The sequence below is a fragment of the Halpernia frigidisoli genome (genome assembly GCF_900113805.1).
GTDB classification, from domain to species: Bacteria; Bacteroidota; Bacteroidia; order Flavobacteriales; family Weeksellaceae; genus Halpernia; species Halpernia frigidisoli.
This window is the reverse complement of record NZ_FOQT01000001.1, coordinates 898,946-919,012: the sequence shown is the minus strand read 5'-3', so window position 1 is coordinate 919,012 and position 20,067 is coordinate 898,946. Positions and strand designations below refer to the sequence as shown.

The 20,067-nt window shown below is 33.1% G+C and carries 18 protein-coding genes and 2 tRNA genes; 17 read left to right on the top strand and 3 right to left on the bottom strand.

Annotated features, from left to right (window positions below; genetic code table 11):
* Window positions 1–110 precede the first annotated feature (110 nt).
* The 17 genes from BM238_RS04300 (at window position 111) to BM238_RS04220 (ending at window position 14,333) form a co-directional block, all read left to right on the top strand.
* Window positions 111–884 carry a ParA family protein gene (locus BM238_RS04300; protein WP_090078929.1) on the top strand — a complete coding sequence of 258 codons (774 nt, stop codon included), beginning with the start codon at window positions 111–113 and terminating at the stop codon, window positions 882–884.
* Between the two features lie 30 nt (window positions 885–914).
* Window positions 915–1,799, top strand: coding sequence for a ParB/RepB/Spo0J family partition protein (locus BM238_RS04295; RefSeq protein ID WP_090078928.1), 885 nt, complete (start codon window positions 915–917; stop codon window positions 1,797–1,799).
* Window positions 1,800–2,435 carry a DUF5683 domain-containing protein gene (locus BM238_RS04290; protein ID WP_090078927.1) on the top strand — a complete coding sequence of 212 codons (636 nt, stop codon included), beginning with the start codon at window positions 1,800–1,802 and terminating at the stop codon, window positions 2,433–2,435.
* Between the two features lie 26 nt (window positions 2,436–2,461).
* Complete coding sequence (dapB, locus tag BM238_RS04285; protein WP_090078926.1) at window positions 2,462–3,163, top strand: 4-hydroxy-tetrahydrodipicolinate reductase; 702 nt, start codon at window positions 2,462–2,464, stop codon at window positions 3,161–3,163.
* A 71-nt stretch (window positions 3,164–3,234) separates the two neighbouring features.
* Window positions 3,235–4,911, top strand: a complete 1,677-nt coding sequence (gene lepB, locus BM238_RS04280; protein WP_090078925.1) for a signal peptidase I — start codon at window positions 3,235–3,237, stop codon at window positions 4,909–4,911.
* Window positions 4,912–5,121: 210 nt separating this feature from the next.
* Window positions 5,122–5,739, top strand: a complete 618-nt coding sequence (locus tag BM238_RS04275) for a WbqC family protein (protein ID WP_090078924.1) — start codon at window positions 5,122–5,124, stop codon at window positions 5,737–5,739.
* A gap of 1 nt (window position 5,740) precedes the next feature.
* Entirely contained in the window at window positions 5,741–7,441 is a 1,701-nt protein-coding gene (locus tag BM238_RS04270; protein ID WP_090078923.1) for a S8 family serine peptidase, read from the top strand.
* A gap of 101 nt (window positions 7,442–7,542) precedes the next feature.
* Window positions 7,543–8,022, top strand: a complete 480-nt coding sequence (locus tag BM238_RS04265) for a lipocalin family protein (protein ID WP_090078922.1) — start codon at window positions 7,543–7,545, stop codon at window positions 8,020–8,022.
* A 37-nt stretch (window positions 8,023–8,059) separates the two neighbouring features.
* Window positions 8,060–8,752: a YiaD family glycine zipper/OmpA-like lipoprotein gene (locus BM238_RS04260; protein ID WP_090078921.1), complete on the top strand. Its 693-nt coding sequence runs from the start codon at window positions 8,060–8,062 to the stop codon at window positions 8,750–8,752.
* A gap of 85 nt (window positions 8,753–8,837) precedes the next feature.
* Window positions 8,838–9,722 carry a decaprenyl-phosphate phosphoribosyltransferase gene (locus BM238_RS04255; protein ID WP_090078920.1) on the top strand — a complete coding sequence of 295 codons (885 nt, stop codon included), beginning with the start codon at window positions 8,838–8,840 and terminating at the stop codon, window positions 9,720–9,722.
* A complete protein-coding gene (locus BM238_RS04250) occupies window positions 9,722–11,038 on the top strand; it encodes an FAD-binding oxidoreductase (protein WP_090079116.1) in 1,317 nt (438 codons plus the stop codon). The genes BM238_RS04255 and BM238_RS04250 overlap by 1 nt, the downstream gene beginning before the upstream one ends.
* A 9-nt stretch (window positions 11,039–11,047) precedes the next feature.
* Window positions 11,048–11,773 (top strand): SDR family NAD(P)-dependent oxidoreductase, encoded by a 726-nt coding sequence (locus BM238_RS04245; protein WP_090078919.1) that lies wholly within the window; start codon window positions 11,048–11,050, stop codon window positions 11,771–11,773.
* Window positions 11,774–11,781: 8 nt separating this feature from the next.
* Window positions 11,782–12,369 carry an HAD family hydrolase gene (locus BM238_RS04240; protein ID WP_090079115.1) on the top strand — a complete coding sequence of 196 codons (588 nt, stop codon included), beginning with the start codon at window positions 11,782–11,784 and terminating at the stop codon, window positions 12,367–12,369.
* A 103-nt stretch (window positions 12,370–12,472) separates the two neighbouring features.
* Window positions 12,473–13,648, top strand: a complete 1,176-nt coding sequence (locus BM238_RS04235) for a cysteine desulfurase family protein (protein WP_090078918.1) — start codon at window positions 12,473–12,475, stop codon at window positions 13,646–13,648.
* A gap of 63 nt (window positions 13,649–13,711) precedes the next feature.
* Window positions 13,712–14,029, top strand: a complete 318-nt coding sequence (gene trxA / locus BM238_RS04230; RefSeq protein WP_090078917.1) for a thioredoxin — start codon at window positions 13,712–13,714, stop codon at window positions 14,027–14,029.
* 126 nt (window positions 14,030–14,155) lie between these two features.
* A tRNA-Asp gene (locus BM238_RS04225) sits at window positions 14,156–14,229 on the top strand.
* Between the two features lie 30 nt (window positions 14,230–14,259).
* Window positions 14,260–14,333, top strand: a tRNA-Asp gene (locus BM238_RS04220).
* Between the two features lie 137 nt (window positions 14,334–14,470).
* Here BM238_RS04220 and BM238_RS04215 read toward each other — a convergent pair.
* From BM238_RS04215 to BM238_RS04205, 3 genes are all read right to left on the bottom strand, one after another.
* Window positions 14,471–16,318 carry a hypothetical protein gene (locus tag BM238_RS04215; protein ID WP_090078916.1) on the bottom strand — a complete coding sequence of 616 codons (1,848 nt, stop codon included), beginning with the start codon at window positions 16,316–16,318 and terminating at the stop codon, window positions 14,471–14,473.
* Window positions 16,319–16,417: 99 nt separating this feature from the next.
* The gene (locus BM238_RS04210) at window positions 16,418–17,029 is read right to left on the bottom strand and encodes a response regulator transcription factor (RefSeq protein WP_090078915.1); all 612 of its coding nucleotides are present in this window, start codon (window positions 17,027–17,029) and stop codon (window positions 16,418–16,420) included.
* Between the two features lie 44 nt (window positions 17,030–17,073).
* Window positions 17,074–19,965: a sensor histidine kinase gene (locus BM238_RS04205; RefSeq protein ID WP_090078914.1), complete on the bottom strand. Its 2,892-nt coding sequence runs from the start codon at window positions 19,963–19,965 to the stop codon at window positions 17,074–17,076.
* Between the last annotated feature and the right edge of the window lie 102 nt (window positions 19,966–20,067).

Below are 20,067 nucleotides of genomic sequence, written 5' to 3'. Positions count from 1 at the left end.
TAATTTTTTTTTAGTTAATAAATTAATATTTAGCACTTTAACTATTTTTAGGATTTTACGCGCAATTTCAAATTTAAAAAAATCGTATTTTTGAGAATTAATTATACAGAATGGCGAAAATTATCGGGATTGCAAACCAAAAAGGAGGCGTGGGAAAAACAACAACAGCAGTTAATTTAGCAGCTGCGCTTGGTGTTTTAGAAAAGAGAATTTTGCTTATCGATGCAGATCCGCAGGCAAACGCCACCTCTGGTTTAGGTATTGAAGAAGTAAATTTCAGTACTTATAATTTGCTTGAAAATTCGGAAGATATCGCGAACTGTATCCAAAAGACAAGTTCGCCAAATCTTGATATTATTCCGTCGCATATTGATCTGGTTGCAGCAGAAATTGAACTGGTTGACCGTGATAAAAGAGAATACAGATTGAAGGAATCTTTGCAGCCAATTTTAAATAATTACGATTACATAATAATTGACTGTGCGCCAAGTTTGGGTTTAATCACGATCAACGCTTTAACCGCCGCAGATTCTGTAATTATTCCTATTCAATGTGAATATTTTGCTTTGGAGGGTTTGGGTAAATTATTAAATACAGTAAAAAACGTTCAAAAAATCCACAACAAAGATCTTGATATTGAAGGTTTACTTTTAACAATGTATGACAGCCGTTTAAGACTGTCAAATCAAGTTGTAGAGGAAGTAAAAACACATTTTCCTGAAATGGTTTTTGATACAATTATCAGCCGAAATGTTCGTTTAAGTGAAGCGCCAAGTTTTGGTGAAAGTATTTTGATGTATGATGCAGAAAGCAAAGGAGCTATTCAATACTTACAGTTAGCCGAAGAAGTTTTAATTAAAAATGAAAATTTAGTTAATCATTAATTGAGGCAAAAATTTCTTTTAAGATAATATATGAAAGATAAGAAAAGAGCAATGGGACGCGGTTTGGGTGCAATTTTGAGTGCCGAATCGAAAAGTTCCATAAATAATGCAACAGACGAAGGCGCAGATAAATTAGTAGGAAACATCATGGAAATTTCGCTGGAAGATATTTATCCAAATGCGACACAGCCAAGAACTTATTTTGATGAGAAAGCCTTAAATGATCTGGCGCAATCCATTAAATCATTAGGTGTAATTCAGCCGATCACTTTAAGAAAAGATGGTGGGAAATTTGAAATTATTTCCGGTGAAAGACGTTTTCGTGCTTCAAAAATAGCCGGTTTAAAAAGTGTTCCTGCTTATATAAGATTGGTCAATGATCAGGAATTGCTGGAAATGGCTTTGGTTGAAAATATTCAGCGTGAAGATCTTGATGCCATTGAAGTCGCTTTAACCTACCAGAGATTACTGGAAGAAATTGGTTTAACACAGGAAAATTTAAGCCAAAGAGTAGGAAAGGAAAGGAGTACGATCACGAATTCTATCAGACTTTTACGTTTAAATCCTGTCGTTCAGGACGCGATCCGAAGTGGGGAAATTTCTGCCGGTCACGGTCGTGCAATTATTAGTTTAGAAGATGAAAGTTTGCAGAGTGTTTTATTTAAAAAAATAACGGCTCAAAAATTAAACGTACGTCAAGCTGAATTGGAGGTTCAAAAACTTAAGAAGCCACAAAAAAAGGAAAAGAAAATTGTAAATCTGCCGAATTATCTTAAAAAAGCTGAGAAAAATATTTCTGATATTCTGGAAGTTAAAGTGGAAATTAAATCTTCCGCAACGGGCAAAAAAGGCAAGATCGTTTTAGATTTTAATAACGAACAGGAATTGGAACAAATTCTGGCACATATTCACTAAATGCAAAAAATTTTTTTAATAATTCTGCTGTTTTTTTTCACCTTTGGTTTTTCACAAGTAAATCCAAATGATACGATCCGGACAGATTATAAGCCAAACGATTCGATTCCGGCGGCATCAACTTCCACAAAATCAGATGTTCAGGTACTTGCAGATATTAAATCTTCAAATAAACCGGGTTTAAGTCCAAAATTTAATCCCACAAAAGCGGGTTTATATTCTGCTGTTTTTCCGGGTTTAGGGCAATTTTATAACAAAAAATACTGGAAAATTCCTGTAGTGTTTGGTGCGATAGGAACAGGATTAGGTGTCACTTTTTACAACGACAATCAATACAAAAGATACAGAACTGCTTTTATAGCTGAGCTCAACGGTCAACAGCACGAGTTTTCAAACCTGCCGGGAATTGACAAAAACGTGTTGGGAAATGCGCAGGATCAGGCAAAAAGGCAGCGTGATTATGCGATTGCGATCACAGCTTTGATATATATCTTAAATATTGTCGATGCCGTCGTTGACGCGCATTTATATGAAGGAAGGCACGATCCGGATCTCGCGATCTCACCAACAATAATCAATGATGGTTTTGGTTTTAATCAATCAAAAGCAGGACTCGCGCTGAATTTTAAATTTTAATTTCATTTAAAAAAATAAGATCAAAAATGAAAATTGCACTCGTCGGATACGGCAAAATGGGAAAAATAATAGAGCATCTTGCTTTGGCTAAAAATCATGAAATTGTAGCAAAATTAAGTGAAACGCCAACATTGGAAAATTTGAATTCGCCTGATGTTGTGATTGAATTTTCTAATCCGGAAGTAGCTTTTAACAATATTAAATTCTGTTTAGAACAAAATATTCCTGTTATTTGCGGAACAACGGGGTGGCTTGATCAAAAACCAGAGATCGAAAAGATCGCTGAGGAAAATAAAACCGCATTTTTATATGGAAGCAATTTCAGTTTGGGTGTGAATTTATTTTTTGCTTTAAATGAAAAATTAGCTCAAATGATGTCGCCGTTTAAAGACTATTCCTGTCAGCTGGAAGAAATTCACCACACGCAAAAGAAAGATGCGCCAAGTGGTACAGCCATTTCTTTGGCGGAAGGAATTATTAGAAATTCTGATTTTAATGCCTGGAAACTAGACGAAACTCAGGATGAAAATCTGGGGATTTTTGCAATCCGTGAGAATGAAGTTCCCGGCACTCACAGTGTTTTTTACAAATCTGAAGTTGACGAAATTGAGATAAAACACACGGCCTTTAACAGAAACGGTTTTGCTTTAGGCGCAATTACCGCCGCAGAATGGATTCAGGGCAAAACGGGAAATTTCACAATGAAAGATGTTTTAGAATTAAATTAAATGTAAAAATGTAACTTTTTTACTTTACAGTAAACTAATTAACCACAGAAAAAAATACAAACAAAATTCTTATGAATTATTTTTTAACATATTGTTTCTATATCGCGATTCTCAGCGTTTTAATGGGAATTTCTACATGGAAATTATTTAAGAAAATGGGTTTAAATCCAATTTTTGCTTTTATTCCATTTTATAACTACTACCTGATTTTAAAAGAAACAAATCATACAAAATGGTGGTTTCTGTTGGCTTATTTACCTATCGTTGGACCGATTATGATGACGGTTTTTCATATTTTTTTAATGAAACATTTCGGAAAATCTTCTACTGTTCAACAGATATTAACAGTTTTACTGCCTTTTATTTACATGGCGGTTGTTAATTATTCTGCAGACTCAGAAGTTTATAAAGAAGATGATCTTTATTTAACAGACGCTGAAAAAAATGTGCAGAAGAAAGAAACATTTATTGGTTCTATAACCTTTGCAATAGTGTTTGCAACGATTATTCACACTTTTGTAACGCAACCTTTTGGGATTCCAACAGGCTCAATGGAAAGAACTCTACTTGTAGGTGATTTTCTTTTTGTTAATAAATTAAATTACGGTTTCAGAATGCCGATGCGTCCTTTGGCACTGCCATTTTTACAAGGAACGATTACAGATACAGGCGTAAAAGGAAATCCAAAAGATGATCCAAAATCTTATGTTGATGCCGTTAAATTGCCTTATTTAAGATTACCAGGCTGGGAAAAAGTGGAAAGAAATGATATCGTTGTTTTCAATTATCCTCAGGATTCTGTTCACACGGCAATTGACAGGAAAGATCCTTATGTGAAACGCTGTGTTGCTGTTGCTGGCGATGTTTTAGAAATAAAAGCCGGAAAATTATTTGTAAATAATAAGCCGGAAGATATTTTGGGTGATCAGCAAGAGCAACACGCTTACATTGTGCAATCAACCAGTGAGATTGATTTTCCATCGCTATATAAAACAATGGAATTTATTCCTGTTAGCCAGATCAGCAGTAATTCCCAGTATTTTGCTATTTACGGTCAAAAATATAATTTAGACGCCAAAGATTACATATACCGCGTACAATTGACAGACTCTCGCGCTGCTGATTTTAAAAAATTCGAAGGCGTTGTCTCTGTACAAGAAGAAATAACGGATAAAGAAACTTCCGGAATTGCTTATAAAGATGATTTTCAGAAAAAAATCGATACTGTAAATTCAATATTTCCAATAAATAAAGGCTGGAATACTGATTTTTATGGACCTGTCAGAATTCCGAAGAAAGGCGATGTTGTAACATTAAATCAGGAAAGTTTACCGGAATACCGCTGGATAATTTCCGAATATGAGCACAATAAACTTGAAAATAAAAACGGCAAAATTTTCATTAACGGAAAAGAATCAAATACTTATACCATCAAACAAAATTATTATATGATGATTGGTGATAACCGTGATGCCTCTTTAGATGCGCGTTTTTTCGGATTCGTACCGGAGGAAAATATCGTGGGAAAACCAATGTTTACCTGGCTAAGTTTGCAGGGCGTTTTTGGTGATTCGCAATCCGCTTATCAGGCGCCGTTCAAGATCCGTTGGGACAGAATGTTCAAAGCAACGAACACTGGAGATGCCAATAAAACATCTTATTGGTGGATTGCCGCTTTTATTTTGATCCTCTTTTTCGGTTGGGAATATTTTGTAAAATTATTCAGCAAAAAGAAAGAAGAAGATTAATTTTTTTAGAAGCTGATCCCGCTGTCCGCTATATCTTTTTTGGTGCTCGCTTCGCTCGCGCCAAAAAAGGATGCCGCTTCCATCGGGGCTAGACACATTTATTACTTCTTAGAAAATTTACTTTTAGGTAAAAAAAATTAACATCCGCTTTGTCAAAGTTTTAAATTAAAAATAATAGAACTTTGACAAAGTTTTAAATAAAATATCACTTTGGAAAATCAACTTTTCCCTCTTTTTTATCTTCCGCCAATTTCCTGGTTTTCGAAATTTTTAGAAAAAGACTCAAAACCGGTTATAGAAAAATTTGAAAATTTTCCGAAACAGACTTACCGCAACAGAACCAATATTTATGGGGCAAACGGCAAGCTTACTTTGGTAATTCCTATTAATCATACTGGAAGCCGACTTTATAAAGACACGAAAATTTCGTACGATGAAAACTGGCAAAAACAACATTGGAAATCCATAAAAAACGCCTATCAAAGTTCGCCGTATTTCGAATTTTACGAAGACCGCTGCGCAAAGATCTACGAAAAAAAAGAAAAATTTCTCTTTGACTTTAATTTGAACGCACTTGAAATTTTGATCAGTATATCAAAAACTGCGCAAAATCTACAATTTTCAGACAAATACGAGAGCGAACCTTCGGCATTAGATTTGCGCTCAGCATTTTCGGCTAAAAATAATCCTGATCAAAAATTCTCACAATATTATCAGATTTTTGAAGAAAAATATGGTTTTATAGAAAATCTTTCGGTCTGCGATCTTTTTTTCAACCTTGGCCCGGAAAGTTTAATTTATTTAAAAAATCACTCATTGAGTAATTAATATGAAAAAGTTATTTATATCCGCTCTGTTTCTTAGCGGCTTTTTAAGTTTTGCACAAACTGCAGTTTCAACTTTAGATCCTATGCAGGACAAAGATCTCATGACTTGGTATCATAAAGATTTTGCAACTTCCAAAGTGTATGGTGTCAATACTGCAAACGCTTATAAATTTTTAGAATCAAAAGGTTTAAAACCGAAAAAAGTGGTTGTTGCAGTTTTAGACAGCGGCGTTCAGGTAGACCATCCCGCTTTAAAAAATAATCTTTGGACCAATTCAAATGAAATTCCTGGTAATGGGAAAGATGATGATAAAAACGGTTACATTGATGATGTTAACGGTTGGGATTTCATAGGCGGGAAAGATGGAGAAGTTGGCGTAGATAATCTGGAAATTACAAGAGTTATTCGTCAGTATAAAAATATCTTTGAAGGTTCTGAGACAGCAAAAAATAAAGCCAATCAGGCTAAAATGCCCGAAGAGTTTGCAATGTATTTAAGATCAAAAGATCTTTTCACAAAAAAAAGTGTTGACGCAAAACAACAATATGAATTTTATAGTAATTTTTCGAAAGCTATTCCATCAGTTGTAGCACTTTTAAATGGAAAAAATTTAACTGCTGAATCTATTGCTGCCATAAAACCTGTAACTCCGGATGATGTACGGTATTCTCAGATCTTATCTCAGATTTTAAATGATCCTTCTGTGGCAGGAAAATCTTCGCAGGAAGTACAGACTTATTTGCAGGCTCAGATGAAAGAAGCGCTTGATTATTACGAGCCACAAGCGACAAAACAATATAATCTAGGTTTTGATCCACGTTCTATTGTTGGTGATGATTATGCAAATATTAATGAAAAATATTACGGTAATAATCATTATGAAGGTCCTGACGCTTTGCACGGAACGCACGTTGCAGGTATTATAGCAGGTCAACCAAATGATAGCGAGATTCAATATGGTGTAGGGAGTAAGGTTGCGAAAATTATGACAATCAGAGCAGTTCCAGATGGTGATGAAAGAGACAAGGATATTGCCAATGGTATTTTTTATGCTGTTAATAACGGTGCGAAAATCGTAAACATGAGTTTTGGAAAATCTGTTTCGCCGGGTAAAGAAAAAGTTTGGGAAGCTTTTAAATATGCACAGGATAAAGGTGTTTTGCTTGTACATGCGGCCGGTAATGACAACGATGATCTTGAAAAAGAAGATAATTATCCAACAAATTTTAAAAAACAGACCGATGAAAAAGCATTTCTAAATAACGTCATCACTGTTGGTGCGAGCACAAATGACAATGCTCATTTGCGTGCAGATTTTTCCAATTACAACGGAAAGATGGTTGATGTTTTTGCACCGGGAAAAGAAATTTATTCTTCAGTTGCAGGTAGTAAATACCAGTATTTGGCCGGGACATCAATGGCATCACCCGTTGTAGCTGGTTCTGCTGCTATTCTATTAGCTTATATGCCAAATTTAACGCCCGCACAACTAATTGAATCTTTTGAAAAAACTGTAAATAAATCCACAGTTAATGCAGAAATTAAAGATGCGCCGGAAGAAACGTTTGATAAAGTATCTGTTTCCGGTGGTGTGATTGACACCTATAAAGCTGCAGTTTATGCGTATGATAACTTTTACAAAAAATCTTCGGTCAAAACCAGCGTAAAAAAAGTAAAAGCAAAAAAGAAAGTTAAAAAGTAAACATTTGATTTTAATTTAAAGTCCGGCATTTGCCGGATTTTTTTTTGTTAAAATTTGTGGCACGGTTTTTTAATAAATGGTAAATAACAAAAAATAAAACAATGAAAAATTTATTACTCACAGGGATTGTTTCTGTATTTGCGTTAACATCTTGTTCTACGGCAAAAATGGCACAAACCAACCGCGCAGAATTTCTGAAAATGAAAGGGGATTGGCAAATTACCAGTATAGATTATGATAAATCTTTTAAAATAAAACCTTTTGACGAGAATGCTGATGCATCGTGCTTCGTAGGAAGTAACTGGAGATTTATTCCAAATAACTATTCCGGAGCTTACACAATCAATGGTGGAGGTTCTTGCCCGACAGTTTCACAACCAATAAAAATTGATGTGATATCAGGTAACCAATTTATGTTTAAAAAATTAGTTGACGGTACGAAAGCTAAAAATGTAACTTCAGGATATGCTTTAGATTTATTAAACCAATCTACTGATCAGTTTAGTTTACAGCAAAATATTCCTTTTGAAGGACAAAATGTGAAAGTAACTTACAATTTCCAGAGAACGTCAATGAAGTAAGTTCATTTTCAATACTATAACAATTAAAATTAAAATTATGAAAATATTTAACAAAACAAACGTTGCAGCGATTTTTTTATCAGCAACTTTAGCTTTATCAAGTTGTGAAGCTGTAAAAAATTCTAACAACCAACAGAGAGGAACCGCAATCGGTGCAGCTGGTGGAGCTGTTCTTGGTGGAATCTTAGGAAATAACATCGGAAAAGGTGGAAATAGTGCCCTTGGTGCAGTTTTAGGCGGCGTAATTGGTGGTGTTGCAGGAAATGTGATCGGGAATAAAATGGATAAGCAGGCAAAAGAAATCAAGGATACTTTACCTGGTGCAGAAGTGGAAAGAGTGGGAGATGGTATTAAAATTACTTTAGGCGAAAATACTGTTAATTTTAATTTCAATTCTTCAAATTTAACGTCACTTGCTCAAGCCAACTTAGATAAATTAGCTACTGTACTTGCAAATAATCCTGATACTAATATCAATATTTTTGGATATACAGACAGCACGGGTACAGATTCTTATAATTTGACTCTTTCTGCTCAAAGAGCTGCAGCAGTAAAAAACTATTTGTCTGCGAAAGGTCTTGCAAGTTCAAGAATGGTAACTGTTGGTAGAGGTGAACTGGATCCAATTGCAACAAATGATTCTGATGCAGGAAGAGCACAAAACAGACGTGTTGAATTTGCAATTACGGCAAATCAAACAATGATCAATGATGCAAATAATGGCAACTAAACAATAGTGTCACATATTTATAAAGAAACTGCTTCGGCAGTTTTTTTTATTTTTAAATCAGTAATTTTGCAGCTGATTTTAGACAATGGTTAAATATTTAAAGTTGCTGAGAATAGAGCAGTGGGTGAAAAATCTTTTTGTTTTCGCGCCACTATTTTTTTCCGGCAATGTAATGAACAGCGATCTCTTGGTAAAAAGCATTTTTGCTTTCATCATATTTTCTATTGCTGCAAGTTCAATATATATTATAAATGATTACAGCGATATTGAGCAGGATAAAAAACACCCGGAAAAAAGAAACCGGCCTTTGGCTAGCGGCGTTATTTCGAAAAGAAACGCAATTTATCTTTTAACTTCCCTGATTCTTCTTGATTTCACTTTAAAATATTTTGGATTTTTATATTTTCATCAAAATATCTGGAAGTTTTGCGTAATAATCTTATTCTATTTTTTGATGAATATCGCTTATACGTTCAAATTAAAGCACGTAGCAATAGTAGATGTTTGTATTATTTCCGTAGGTTTTGTTCTTCGCGTGTTAGCCGGAGGTTACATTACAGGAATTTACATTTCTCAGTGGGCTATTTTACTAACCTTCGTTTTGGCATTAGTTTTAGCGCTCGGAAAAAGACGTGGTGAACTTGTAAATGCGCAAATCTCCGGGAAATCAAGGAAAGCTTTAGATGGTTACAACGTACAGTTCGCCGACATTGCGTTGTCAATTTCCGTTACTTTGGCAATTGTCTGCTATTTAATGTTTACCCTTTCGCCGGAAGTTCAGCAACGTTTTCATCCGCGCGTTTTTTATACAGTTATTTTTGTAGTTTTTGCTTTTCTGAGATATTTACAACAGACTTTAGTTTATAATAAAACGGAATCGCCAACAAAAATTGTATATAAAGACCGTTATATCCAAATCACTCTTGTGCTTTGGTTAATTTCATTTTTACTTCAAATTTATTACAAATAATGCAGCAGAATTTTATTCAAAAAGTGAGTAATTGGGGTAATTTTCCTGTATTTGAGAAAGAAGTGAGATCTGCCGAATCTTATTCCGATATACAAGATTATCTCACTGGAAAAAATGATATCATTGCACGTGGAAACGGTCGGTGCTATGGAGATTCTTCTTTGGCTGAACATATTTTCTCCACTAAAAGATTAAATAAATTTATATCTTTTGACAGAATTAACGGTATTTTAGAATGTGAATCAGGTGTTTTACTGTCGGAAATTTTAGAGATTTCTGTGCCGCAATCATATTTTTTATATGTAACGCCTGGAACTAAATTAATCACAATTGGTGGCGCTATAGCCGCAAATATCCATGGAAAAAACCACCATTTCGAAGGTTCGTTTTGCGAATTTGTGATAGAATTTATTTTAATGAATGAAAGAAGTGAAATATTAAAATGTTCACGGTCCGAAAATGCGGAATTATTTTGGGCAACTGTCGGTGGAATGGGACTTACAGGAATAATTTTAAGTGCTAAATTTCAATTAAAAAAAATTGAAACTTCCTACATTCGTCAGGAAAGCATAAAAGCTGAAAATCTTGATGAAATTTTTACATTATTTGAAGAAAGTAAAAATTGGACATACACTGTTGCCTGGATAGATTGTCTTCAAAAAGGAAAAAACAGCGGCAGATCGATCATGATGCGTGGCGAACATGCTCTATTAAGCGAGCTTCCACAAAAAGCCAGAGAAAAACCTTTTGAGGTTAAAAAGAAATTTTCGCCCGTCGTCCCGTTTTTCTTTCCGGATTTTGTTTTAAATAATTTAAGCGTTAAGATTTTTAATTATTTTTTCTATGCTAAACAACGTTCAAAATTTTTAAAAAATATCATCGATTATGAAACTTTTTTTTATCCTTTAGATGCTATTAAAGACTGGAATAAAATCTATGGAAAATCTGGTTTTATCCAGTATCAAATGGTAATTCCAAAAGAAAATGGAAAAGAAGGAATGAAAAAAATTCTGGAAACTATTTCAAAAAGTGGAAATGGTTCGTTTCTGGCGGTTTTAAAACTATTTGGAAAAAGTAATTCAGAAGCCTACAATTCGTTCCCGATGGAAGGTTACACTTTGGCGCTTGATTTTAAAGTCAATAAAAATTTATCAAAATTAGTATCAAAACTGGACGATATTGTGGAGACTTACGGCGGCAGAATTTATTTAGCCAAAGACAGCATGAGTCGGTCTTCATTAACTGATTATTTAAAAAATGTAAATAATCCTAAGTTTAATTCATTGCAGCAAAAAAGAATTCTTAAACACAATTAATTTTAAACTATGATCGTTTTAGGCTCAAATTCTGAAATTGCGCAGGCTTTTGTAGAAAAAGTAATTGGTGAAGGCGAAAGATTTCCGGTGATTTATTTGCTCACTTCTAATCCGGAAATTACTCAAAAGTTTGTAAAACATTTAGATGTAAAATACCTTCAGCACGCCGAAATCGTCAATTTAAATATTGAAAAGGATATTGATTACGGAAAACTGGATTATATTTCGTCGAATTTATTGTTTTGCGCAACAGGTTTTCTGGGTGAAGATTCTGAAACTGGTCTTTACAATAATAAAAATACAGAAAAAATCATCAATATTAATTACGCGAAATTAGTTCCTGTACTGAATTATTTTTCCCAAAAAATGGAAGCAAAAAGAACCGGAACTTTAATTGTCTTATCATCAGTAGCGGGCGAAAGAGGACGGCAAAGTAATTTTATTTATGGTAGCGCAAAAGCAGCAATAACAGCATATTTAAGTGGTTTAAGAAATTATTTATTTACAAAAAAAGTGCATGTTTTAACGGTGAAACCTGGTTTTATGTCAACAAAAATGACCGAAGGTTTACCATTAAATCCGAAATTGACAGCATCGCCCAAGCAAGCCGCAGATTGTATTTACAAAGCTTACAAAAGTAAAAAAGATGTGGCTTACGTTTTACCGATCTGGTTCATTATTATGACAATTATCAGAAATATTCCTGAATTTATTTTTAAAAAATTAAAATTATAAAAATGCAGATGCGAAAGGTATATTTTTTTGATTTTGATGGCACTTTAACGACTAAAGACACTATGTTTATGTTTTTGCGGCACTGCGATCAAAATAGATTTGCTGCTAAATTTTTACTTCACATTCCTGTTTTTATGCTATTGAAGTTTAAACTGGCGAAGGCTGAAAAGGTAAAAAGACATTTTATTGCTTCTGTTCTAAAAGGCAAAAGCGAAGTATTTTTAAAAGAAAAAGCACAAAGTTTTTTTAAGGAAAATTACCCGGATCTCATCCGTGAGAATGCTTTGGAATTTATTCATAATATGGATCGGCAGCAAACCGAAAGTTATCTGGTAACGGCATCTTTGGATCTTTGGGTAAAGCCTTTTGCGGATAAATTTAATATGATCTTAATTTCTACCGAAGCAAAATTTAAAGATGGAATTTTTACCGGTAAATTTAAAGGTGCGAATTGTAACGGTGAAGAAAAAGTTAGACGAATAAAAGAGGTTTTGGGTGATAAAAAATTTGACAAAAGCATTGCATTCGGTGACACTTCCGGTGATGATGCACTTTTAAAATACGCCAACGAAGGACATTACAAATTTTTTCATTAATCATCACAGGTCCTGCAGTAATCTTCTTAACTTAGTGCTTTTATTTTTTGAACGATTTTTCTCATTTTTAAAACTTAAATAATTTTTAAATAATTCCCAGTAAATGGATAAAATATATTTAGACAATGCCGCTACCACAGCGCTTTCACCGGAAGTCATTGATGCAATGGTTGATGTGATGAAAATAAGCTACGGCAATCCATCTTCTACGCACAGCATTGGGCAGGAAGCCAAAACTTTGATTGAAAAAGTTCGGCGCGAAGCTGCAACATATTTAAAAGTTTCTCCTTCAGAAATCATTTTTACCTCTTGCGGGACAGAATCAAATAATATGATCCTGAAATCGGCCGTTCATCATTTGGGTGTTCAGAGAATTATCACTTCACCCTTAGAACACAAATGCGTCGCAGAAAGTGTTCAGGAACTAAAAAAACTTTTCGGCGTGGAAGTGGTTTATTTAAGACCAAATAAAAAAGGAGATATTGATTTAAATGATTTGGAAGAGGCTTTAAAAAAATTAGAAAAGAAAACTTTGGTGAGTTTAATGCACGTTAATAATGAAATCGGAAATCTTTTGGATATCGAAAAAACGGCAGATATTTGTAAAAAATACGATGCGCTTTTTCATTCTGATACAGTTCAGACTATTGGGCATTTAGATTTGGATTTCTCGAAAATAAATATTGATTTTGCCTCGTGTAGCGCTCATAAATTTCATGGTCCAAAAGGAAGCGGTTTTGCATTTGTACGAAAAGCTTCGGGCCTAAAAGGAATTATCACCGGCGGACCGCAGGAACGTTCTTTGCGTGCAGGAACAGAAAATGTCGTAGGAATCGTAGGTTTAGGAAAAGCTCTGGAAATTTCCATCGAAAATCTTGAGACTTACAAAAATCAAATTCAGGAGATAAAAAATTATACTATTTCTCAATTAAAAGAAAATATTCCAGGTATTAAATTTAACGGAAGAAGTGATCAGGAAAGCGAAAGTCTTTATACCGTTTTAAGTACACTTTTACCTTATAAAGATGCAATGATCGGCCTGAAATTAGATATGGAAGGTATTGCACTTTCACAGGGAAGTGCCTGTTCATCAGGTGCAGCAAGACCTTCGATGGTAATGATGATGGTTTTGGAGGAACATGATATGGAAAACGGGACACCTTTAAGAATTTCTTTCTCACACAATACTACGAAGGCGGAAATAGACCGTTTTGTAGAAATTTTGATATCAATCACAAAAACCCATGAGATAGAAAATGCTAATAGTCAGTATAGATAACGAAGCCTTCTTTCTATAAAAAATTAAGTAAATTTGTATAACAATAATTAAAAATATTATAAAATGGCAATCGAAATAACAGACCAGTCTTTTCAGGAAACAGTATTAAACTCAGATAAACCAGTTTTGGTTGATTTTTGGGCAGCGTGGTGTGGTCCTTGTAGAATGTTGGGTCCAATAGTGGAAGAAATCGCTAATGATTTTGAAGGTAGAGCAATCGTAGGAAAAGTTGATGTAGATAATAATCAGCAAATCTCTATGGATTATGGCATCAGAAATATTCCTACAGTTTTAATATTTAAAAATGGGGAAGTTGTAGATAAATTAGTTGGTGTTTCCCCGAAAGAAGTGATAGCGGAGAAATTGTCTGCTTACTTATAAAAATAATTACCTTGATAATGAGTGCTTTTCTTTACGGGAAAGCATTTTTTTATTTTTTTGTTTGCAGATTTATCAGAAAAGTGTACTTTTGCAGTCATCAAAATAAAGTAAAAATTATTTGCATGAGATCCGGTAGTTCAGCTGGTTAGAATGCCGCCCTGTCACGGCGGAGGTCGCGGGTTCGAGTCCCGTCCGGATCGCAAAAAGTTACAATTTCTTTTAAAAAAATTGATCCGGTAGTTCAGCTGGTTAGAATGCCGCCCTGTCACGGCGGAGGTCGCGGGTTCGAGTCCCGTCCGGATCGCAAAAATCCTTCGAAATTATCGAAGGATTTTTCTATTAGCACTTAATTGTTAAAATGTCTGTTCGCAACCTCTTTCAAAAACTGTACTTGTTTAGAAAATTTATTTTCGATTAATATTTCATTTTTCAACTTGATTTTTAATATACTTCGATTCTTATTTTAATAATAAAGGGATCTTTTGTAATTGTAATAGTAATCTTGACTTTAAAATTATCAGGTTGAGGATTACCGTTTACATCTACATTATAGATGCCAGGCGGGATTTTAACTTCGGTTGGTATATCTTTTATACCTGCATCTAAAAACATTTTTTTTACAAAATCCTTTGGGATAAAAGTATTATCTACAACTTCCATAGTTTTATCTTTTACTAGAGATTTATATGTTGCGGGCGAAAGATTGTTTTCTGTCAGATTAAATATTATCATAGAATTACCCTCTTCATTTTCTATTGCCCATCCAAAACCTTTGGATTGATCTATTTCTAATTTACTGCTACTTCCTTTAACAAAAGGAACTATACATTCAAATCCACCACCTGGACGGCAACTGAATGCGTAATCTTCCCAATGTTTATGAGAACCTGCAGTAATTTCAGTTGCATATTTTGGCATATCATTGTCCTTAATTCTTTTACTTCCGCCTTTTACTGTGCCGTCCCAACCTTTTCTGGCAACTTTGTCTTGTTTTTTACCTGAATCTGCTTTTGTCATTTTTGGTTTTATATTTCCATCACTGTCAAAATTTTGATTATTCTGATTATTGTTTTCTCGCAATAATGTATTACCCATACCATTACAATTTAAAGGACCCGCGGTGCCATCACAACTATAACCTCCTCCCGATAATGAAGACCAATCTCCTGTGCAGGTTCTAGTACAACCATTATTAAATTCCTGAACATGATATCCTGCATCGGATGCTCCATTTCCATCTTTTTTTGCAACTCCATTCCAGTCTTTATCCTTTACTTCAGTTTTACCGTTCCATCCTTTGTCATCAGTTTTAGCAACTCCATTCCAACCTTTACCATCTGTCTTCTTTGTACCTTGCGAAACCACAGTAATACCTGATGCAACGCCACTGGCTACTTTTTGTCCAAAAGTTTGTCCTTGCGACTGAACACTTTTCACCCCCACTTTCTTCCCGCCAAAAGCAAAACTCAAACCTATGTTTACCGCAAAAGCACTGTAAGAAGTAGATAAAGCATTCTTAACTTGCGTCCCAAAATCCAGTTGTTGTTGGTTATATTGTCCCGCTTGATTGGAATTTCCTTCTGGTTTTAAAGATGTCATTTGTGTGTTAACTTTTGGGCCGAAAATATATCCCGCATCAGCAAAAATTCCAAAATTATCTCCGAAGAAATATGACATTCTCAATTTTGGAGTGACAGAAAAACCTGTAGTTTTAGTTTCTGGTAAAGTAAGAAGATTATAGTCTGTGGATTGTCCCTTTACTTGCGTTGTCTGTACCGCACTTAAGGTTTTTTGTGTGGTACTAAAATATTCTGCCAAAACCATCGGCGAAAGAAGAAGGTGATTCATTAAATAAAAGTTGACTTGTGGACCACCGCCAATTCTAAAACCAGGATTTTTTGGATCTACACCTCTATAAGCAACGGAACTTGAAGTTTGACCCGTAACAGGAAATGCAGCCGGTAAAGTTGGAGAAGGATTTCCGTTACCTCCGAAGTTGTAACTTCCGCCAATATTAAATCCATAGTTTCCGCCTTTTACGGTTCCATCCCAACCTTTTCTAAAAAGTAAAAATGGAACAAATAAATCACCACTAATCCCAGATGAGTTGGTGAAATAAGCATCTTTTGTGCTTGAACTCGGAATTGTATTTCCGTACCCAGCAGAAAGTATAAGTCTCGGCATTTTCGGACCAGGATATACTATTTTTCCTTTGGTTTTTCCTTGTGCTTGCACTACGCAAATTGATATCACAAAGAAGAACATTAAAATTCTTTGAAGTGTTTTCATAGTTATGTTTTAAAATGTAGTACAAAGATTATTGAATTTTAAACACAAAAAAATCCCTAAAAATAGGGATAAGTAAAATTTGAAATGAAAAATAAAAATTTAAAGATTTTTGTAATACCAGGCAATCGCTTCGCCTAATGAAGAAATATGCAGTTTTTCGTAAATGTGTTTTGTGTGAGAATTGATGGTAGAATAACTCACGCCTAATTGGTCTGCAACCATTTTGTAATTGTTACCTTCAGCCAAATATTTTAAAACTTCCTGTTCTTTTACAGTCAGAATCACAGATTTTTTAGGTGCGAAATATTCTAAAACTTTCTTCGCTATTGCTGGGTTTATTGCAGCGCCACCTTCGTAAACTTCTTCTATAGCTTGTAAAATTCGGGTAGCAGAGTCAGATTTTAAAATGTAACCACTTGCACCGCCAGAAATACTTTTAAAAATTTTATCACTATCATCAAAAGCAGTTTGTATCAACACTTTTATTTGTGGAAATTTTGATTTTATCAATTTCAAACCCTCCAAACCATTGACGACGGGCATATTAATGTCCATTAAAACTACATCTGGAACATATTTTTCCATTTTTTCTAATGCATTTTCACAATTTCCTGCTTCGCCAACATATTCTAAATTGTCGCTTAAAGAAATGAGCGCTTTCAGACTTTGGAGTCTTTCAGTACTATCGTCAAATGCAAATATGCGGATCATTAATTTTTTAAATTATTAAACAAATTTAGAAGTAAAATAGCAATTTAAACTTCCCTAAATGTAGGGACTTCCAATTTTATGCTTGTACCATCACAAGACAAAATTTCGAGTTTTGCATTTAATTCTCTTGTGCGCTTTGCAATATTTGTCAAGCCATTTCCTTTATTTTCGCAATCTTTAAAACCAATACCATTGTCAGAAATTTCGATTAAAAAATTTTCATCAATTTTTTCAATGATGAGGTTCATTTTTGTTGCCCCACTGTGTTTTAAAATGTTATTTAGGCATTCTTTGATTATCAAGATAATGTTTTTCCTTGCTGAAAAATCTGTAATTTCATCATTAATTTTTTCATCAATCTGTATTTTATAATTAATATCTGAACTGCCCAAAATTTCGCTCGTTATTTTCTTAATTCTCGTGCTTAGCGACATAAATTCATTTTTGGTAGGTTTTAAGCTCCAAATAATATCCCCAATATTCTCTGAAATATTTTTCGCTTGAAATTCAATTTTTTTAAGAATTTTTTTGGCTTCTAAAGGATTTTTGTCAAATAATTTTTGCGCAATCGAACTGTTAATCTGCAAACTACTTAATGACGCGCCGAGATCATCATGTAAATCTGAGGTAATTTTATTGCGGTCACGTTCAATTTCTAATCTTTGTAGAAATTTTCTTTTTTGTCTTAAAAATTTTTGTCTGTTTACTAAATAAAATATGGTAGCAGAAATAAGGATCGTTAAAATAATCCAAAAATAAATGGCTTTGTAAAAAGGCGTTGCAATATCAAAAACTAACACAATTTGATCTTTTTGAACCTCATTATTTTCGTTTGTCGCTCTAATAATGATCTTATTTAAACCACTGTAAAGCTGAAGATTTAGAAAATTTCCATTAATATCTGTGAAATTATTACTATTAACAGCGTACTGAAAATTCTTAAAATGCCCCGTTAAATCTACACCTGCTAATTCTAGAGATATATTATTTTCATTACTTTTTAGATCATATTTTGAATTTAAAGCAACATTTTTGCCGTTTATCTTTACATCAATAAGATGAGGTTTTACCGTAAAATTTGTCTTAATGAATTTAGATGGAATTTTAGAAATACCCATATCTGTGGCCGCATATACAGTGTCTTTTTTATAGTCAAGATAGTTTATAACATTAGAAGTTAAACCATCTGAAGTGCTGATTTTTGAAACAGAAATAGATTTTAAGTCATCATAATTCACTACATAAATTCCTGATTTGGAAGCGATCCAGAGTTGATTTCCAATATGTATTAATTTTGAAATATTGAGTGGAAGTCTCCTGTCATTAATAAATTTAAGCACTGTTTTTTGATGATCTAAAAAAAATAAATGGCCTTTGTAAGTACTTATCCAGATTTTAGAAGCCGAAATATTTTCAAAATATTCTATTTTATCATTTTTAAAGTTTTTATTTGAAATAAGGAGTTGGTATTTATCTTTATTTAAATGATATTCATACAAACCTTCGTTGGCAGAAAAATAAAAACAGGAGTCATTAATTTTTTTTAAATTAAGTATTCTTTCCTTTGGGAAATTTAAAATTGCATATTTCTCTGTAATTACATTATATTTTATTAAACCTTGAATGCTGCCTAAAATCAAGTCACTTTCATTTATTTTTAGGGAAGATTTTATATTTAACCGTTCATTTCTTGAATTTAAAAAAGTGCTGTTTTTTTTAAAATTTGTTAATATTCCATTATCGGAAACTACAATAGTTTTTTTTGGAAAAAAATGGATATTTCTGATCCAAAGATTATTTTCTTTTATTTGGCTAAAATTATATTTTTGTTCGCTTTTACCTTTTTTCACATAAATTTCACCCTGATAATTACCCGCAATTATTTCCCCGTTATCTGAGATTTTAGCACATAAGAAATTGGTGATTGCTCTATCAGAAAATTGTTCTTTTTTTATATTTTGATTGGTATAATACATTAAACCATTGTTTATTGTAGAAACCCAAACATTATTTTGATGATCGACGTAGGAAGTGTTTACATTAAATTTATTTTTAATGGTACTGCATAATTGCAGTGTTTTTTCATCATAAATCAAAACGGTTCCATCTGTACATGTGATATTTAATTTCCCCTCGGAAAATGTATGCCATTTTATATTTTTAGAAATATTTATATTTCTACTTTTATATTTAAAAGGCTTTAAATCAATAATTTGAGTTTGATATACTTTATTTTTAGTGAACCAATATAAAGAGTTATTATCTACCTGACTGTTAATTAATTGATTTTTATAGTCAATTTTTATACTTCCCAAGTAGATATTTTCTTTATAAAATTGACTGGTTACATTTTTGTCAATTCCGTTAATTTTAATATCTTGTTTAAGTACAATTTTCTGATTTTTCAAATAGATCTCAGTAATTCTATTTTCAATATCAACTTTATTGAATTTTTTTTTATTAGTTATTTTACCTTCTTTAAAAATGAAACTTCCGTTATAATTCTCAAAAAACAACTCATTTTTTAAAATCTTATAGATCATGCTAAACAAGTCACTACTTATTTCTAAAACAAAAGCGTCATATTCTAAACAGACAAAACGATTAAGTTGCGCATTAAAATAACTTGGCGCCTGTTTGTAGCAATTTGCCCAGATCGTACCATCATTTTGTTTGATGATCTGGATAACATCATTAGAAGGTAATCCATTTTTTGTAGAATAATTTATAAATCTCTTACCGTCAAACCTGGATATTCCATTGTCAGTAGCTACCCAAAGAAATCCACTGTTATCCTGCAAGGTTTCATAGATCAAATTGCTTGGTAAGCCATCTTTTGTTGTAAAACTATTAGTAAGATTGTAATTTTGAGAGTAGGAAATTTGTATAAAAAGAAATTGAAAAATAAAAAATAAATTTATAATTAATTTTTTCATAACAATTTTTTTTAAAAACCTAATTTAATAAAAATACTATAATTAATTGGTATTGTTTTACTTTATAAGAAAATATTTCCATTTTAATTTTTAATAATGTAA

Bases quoted from the DNA above. Each gene is read 5' to 3' on its own strand.
- BM238_RS04300 (WP_090078929.1), top strand. From the start codon at position 111: ATGGCGAAAATTATCGGGATTGCAAACCAAAAAGGAGGCGTGGGAAAA.
- BM238_RS04295 (WP_090078928.1), top strand. From the start codon at position 915: ATGAAAGATAAGAAAAGAGCAATGGGACGCGGTTTGGGTGCAATTTTG.
- BM238_RS04290 (WP_090078927.1), top strand. From the start codon at position 1,800: ATGCAAAAAATTTTTTTAATAATTCTGCTGTTTTTTTTCACCTTTGGT.
- dapB (WP_090078926.1), top strand. From the start codon at position 2,462: ATGAAAATTGCACTCGTCGGATACGGCAAAATGGGAAAAATAATAGAG.
- lepB (WP_090078925.1), top strand. From the start codon at position 3,235: ATGAATTATTTTTTAACATATTGTTTCTATATCGCGATTCTCAGCGTT.
- BM238_RS04270 (WP_090078923.1), top strand. From the start codon at position 5,741: ATGAAAAAGTTATTTATATCCGCTCTGTTTCTTAGCGGCTTTTTAAGT.
- BM238_RS04265 (WP_090078922.1), top strand. From the start codon at position 7,543: ATGAAAAATTTATTACTCACAGGGATTGTTTCTGTATTTGCGTTAACA.
- BM238_RS04260 (WP_090078921.1), top strand. From the start codon at position 8,060: ATGAAAATATTTAACAAAACAAACGTTGCAGCGATTTTTTTATCAGCA.
- BM238_RS04255 (WP_090078920.1), top strand. From the start codon at position 8,838: ATGGTTAAATATTTAAAGTTGCTGAGAATAGAGCAGTGGGTGAAAAAT.
- BM238_RS04250 (WP_090079116.1), top strand. From the start codon at position 9,722: ATGCAGCAGAATTTTATTCAAAAAGTGAGTAATTGGGGTAATTTTCCT.
- BM238_RS04245 (WP_090078919.1), top strand. From the start codon at position 11,048: ATGATCGTTTTAGGCTCAAATTCTGAAATTGCGCAGGCTTTTGTAGAA.
- BM238_RS04240 (WP_090079115.1), top strand. From the start codon at position 11,782: ATGCGAAAGGTATATTTTTTTGATTTTGATGGCACTTTAACGACTAAA.
- BM238_RS04235 (WP_090078918.1), top strand. From the start codon at position 12,473: ATGGATAAAATATATTTAGACAATGCCGCTACCACAGCGCTTTCACCG.
- trxA (WP_090078917.1), top strand. From the start codon at position 13,712: ATGGCAATCGAAATAACAGACCAGTCTTTTCAGGAAACAGTATTAAAC.
- BM238_RS04215 (WP_090078916.1), bottom strand. From the start codon at position 16,318: ATGAAAACACTTCAAAGAATTTTAATGTTCTTCTTTGTGATATCAATT.
- BM238_RS04210 (WP_090078915.1), bottom strand. From the start codon at position 17,029: ATGATCCGCATATTTGCATTTGACGATAGTACTGAAAGACTCCAAAGT.
- BM238_RS04205 (WP_090078914.1), bottom strand. From the start codon at position 19,965: ATGAAAAAATTAATTATAAATTTATTTTTTATTTTTCAATTTCTTTTT.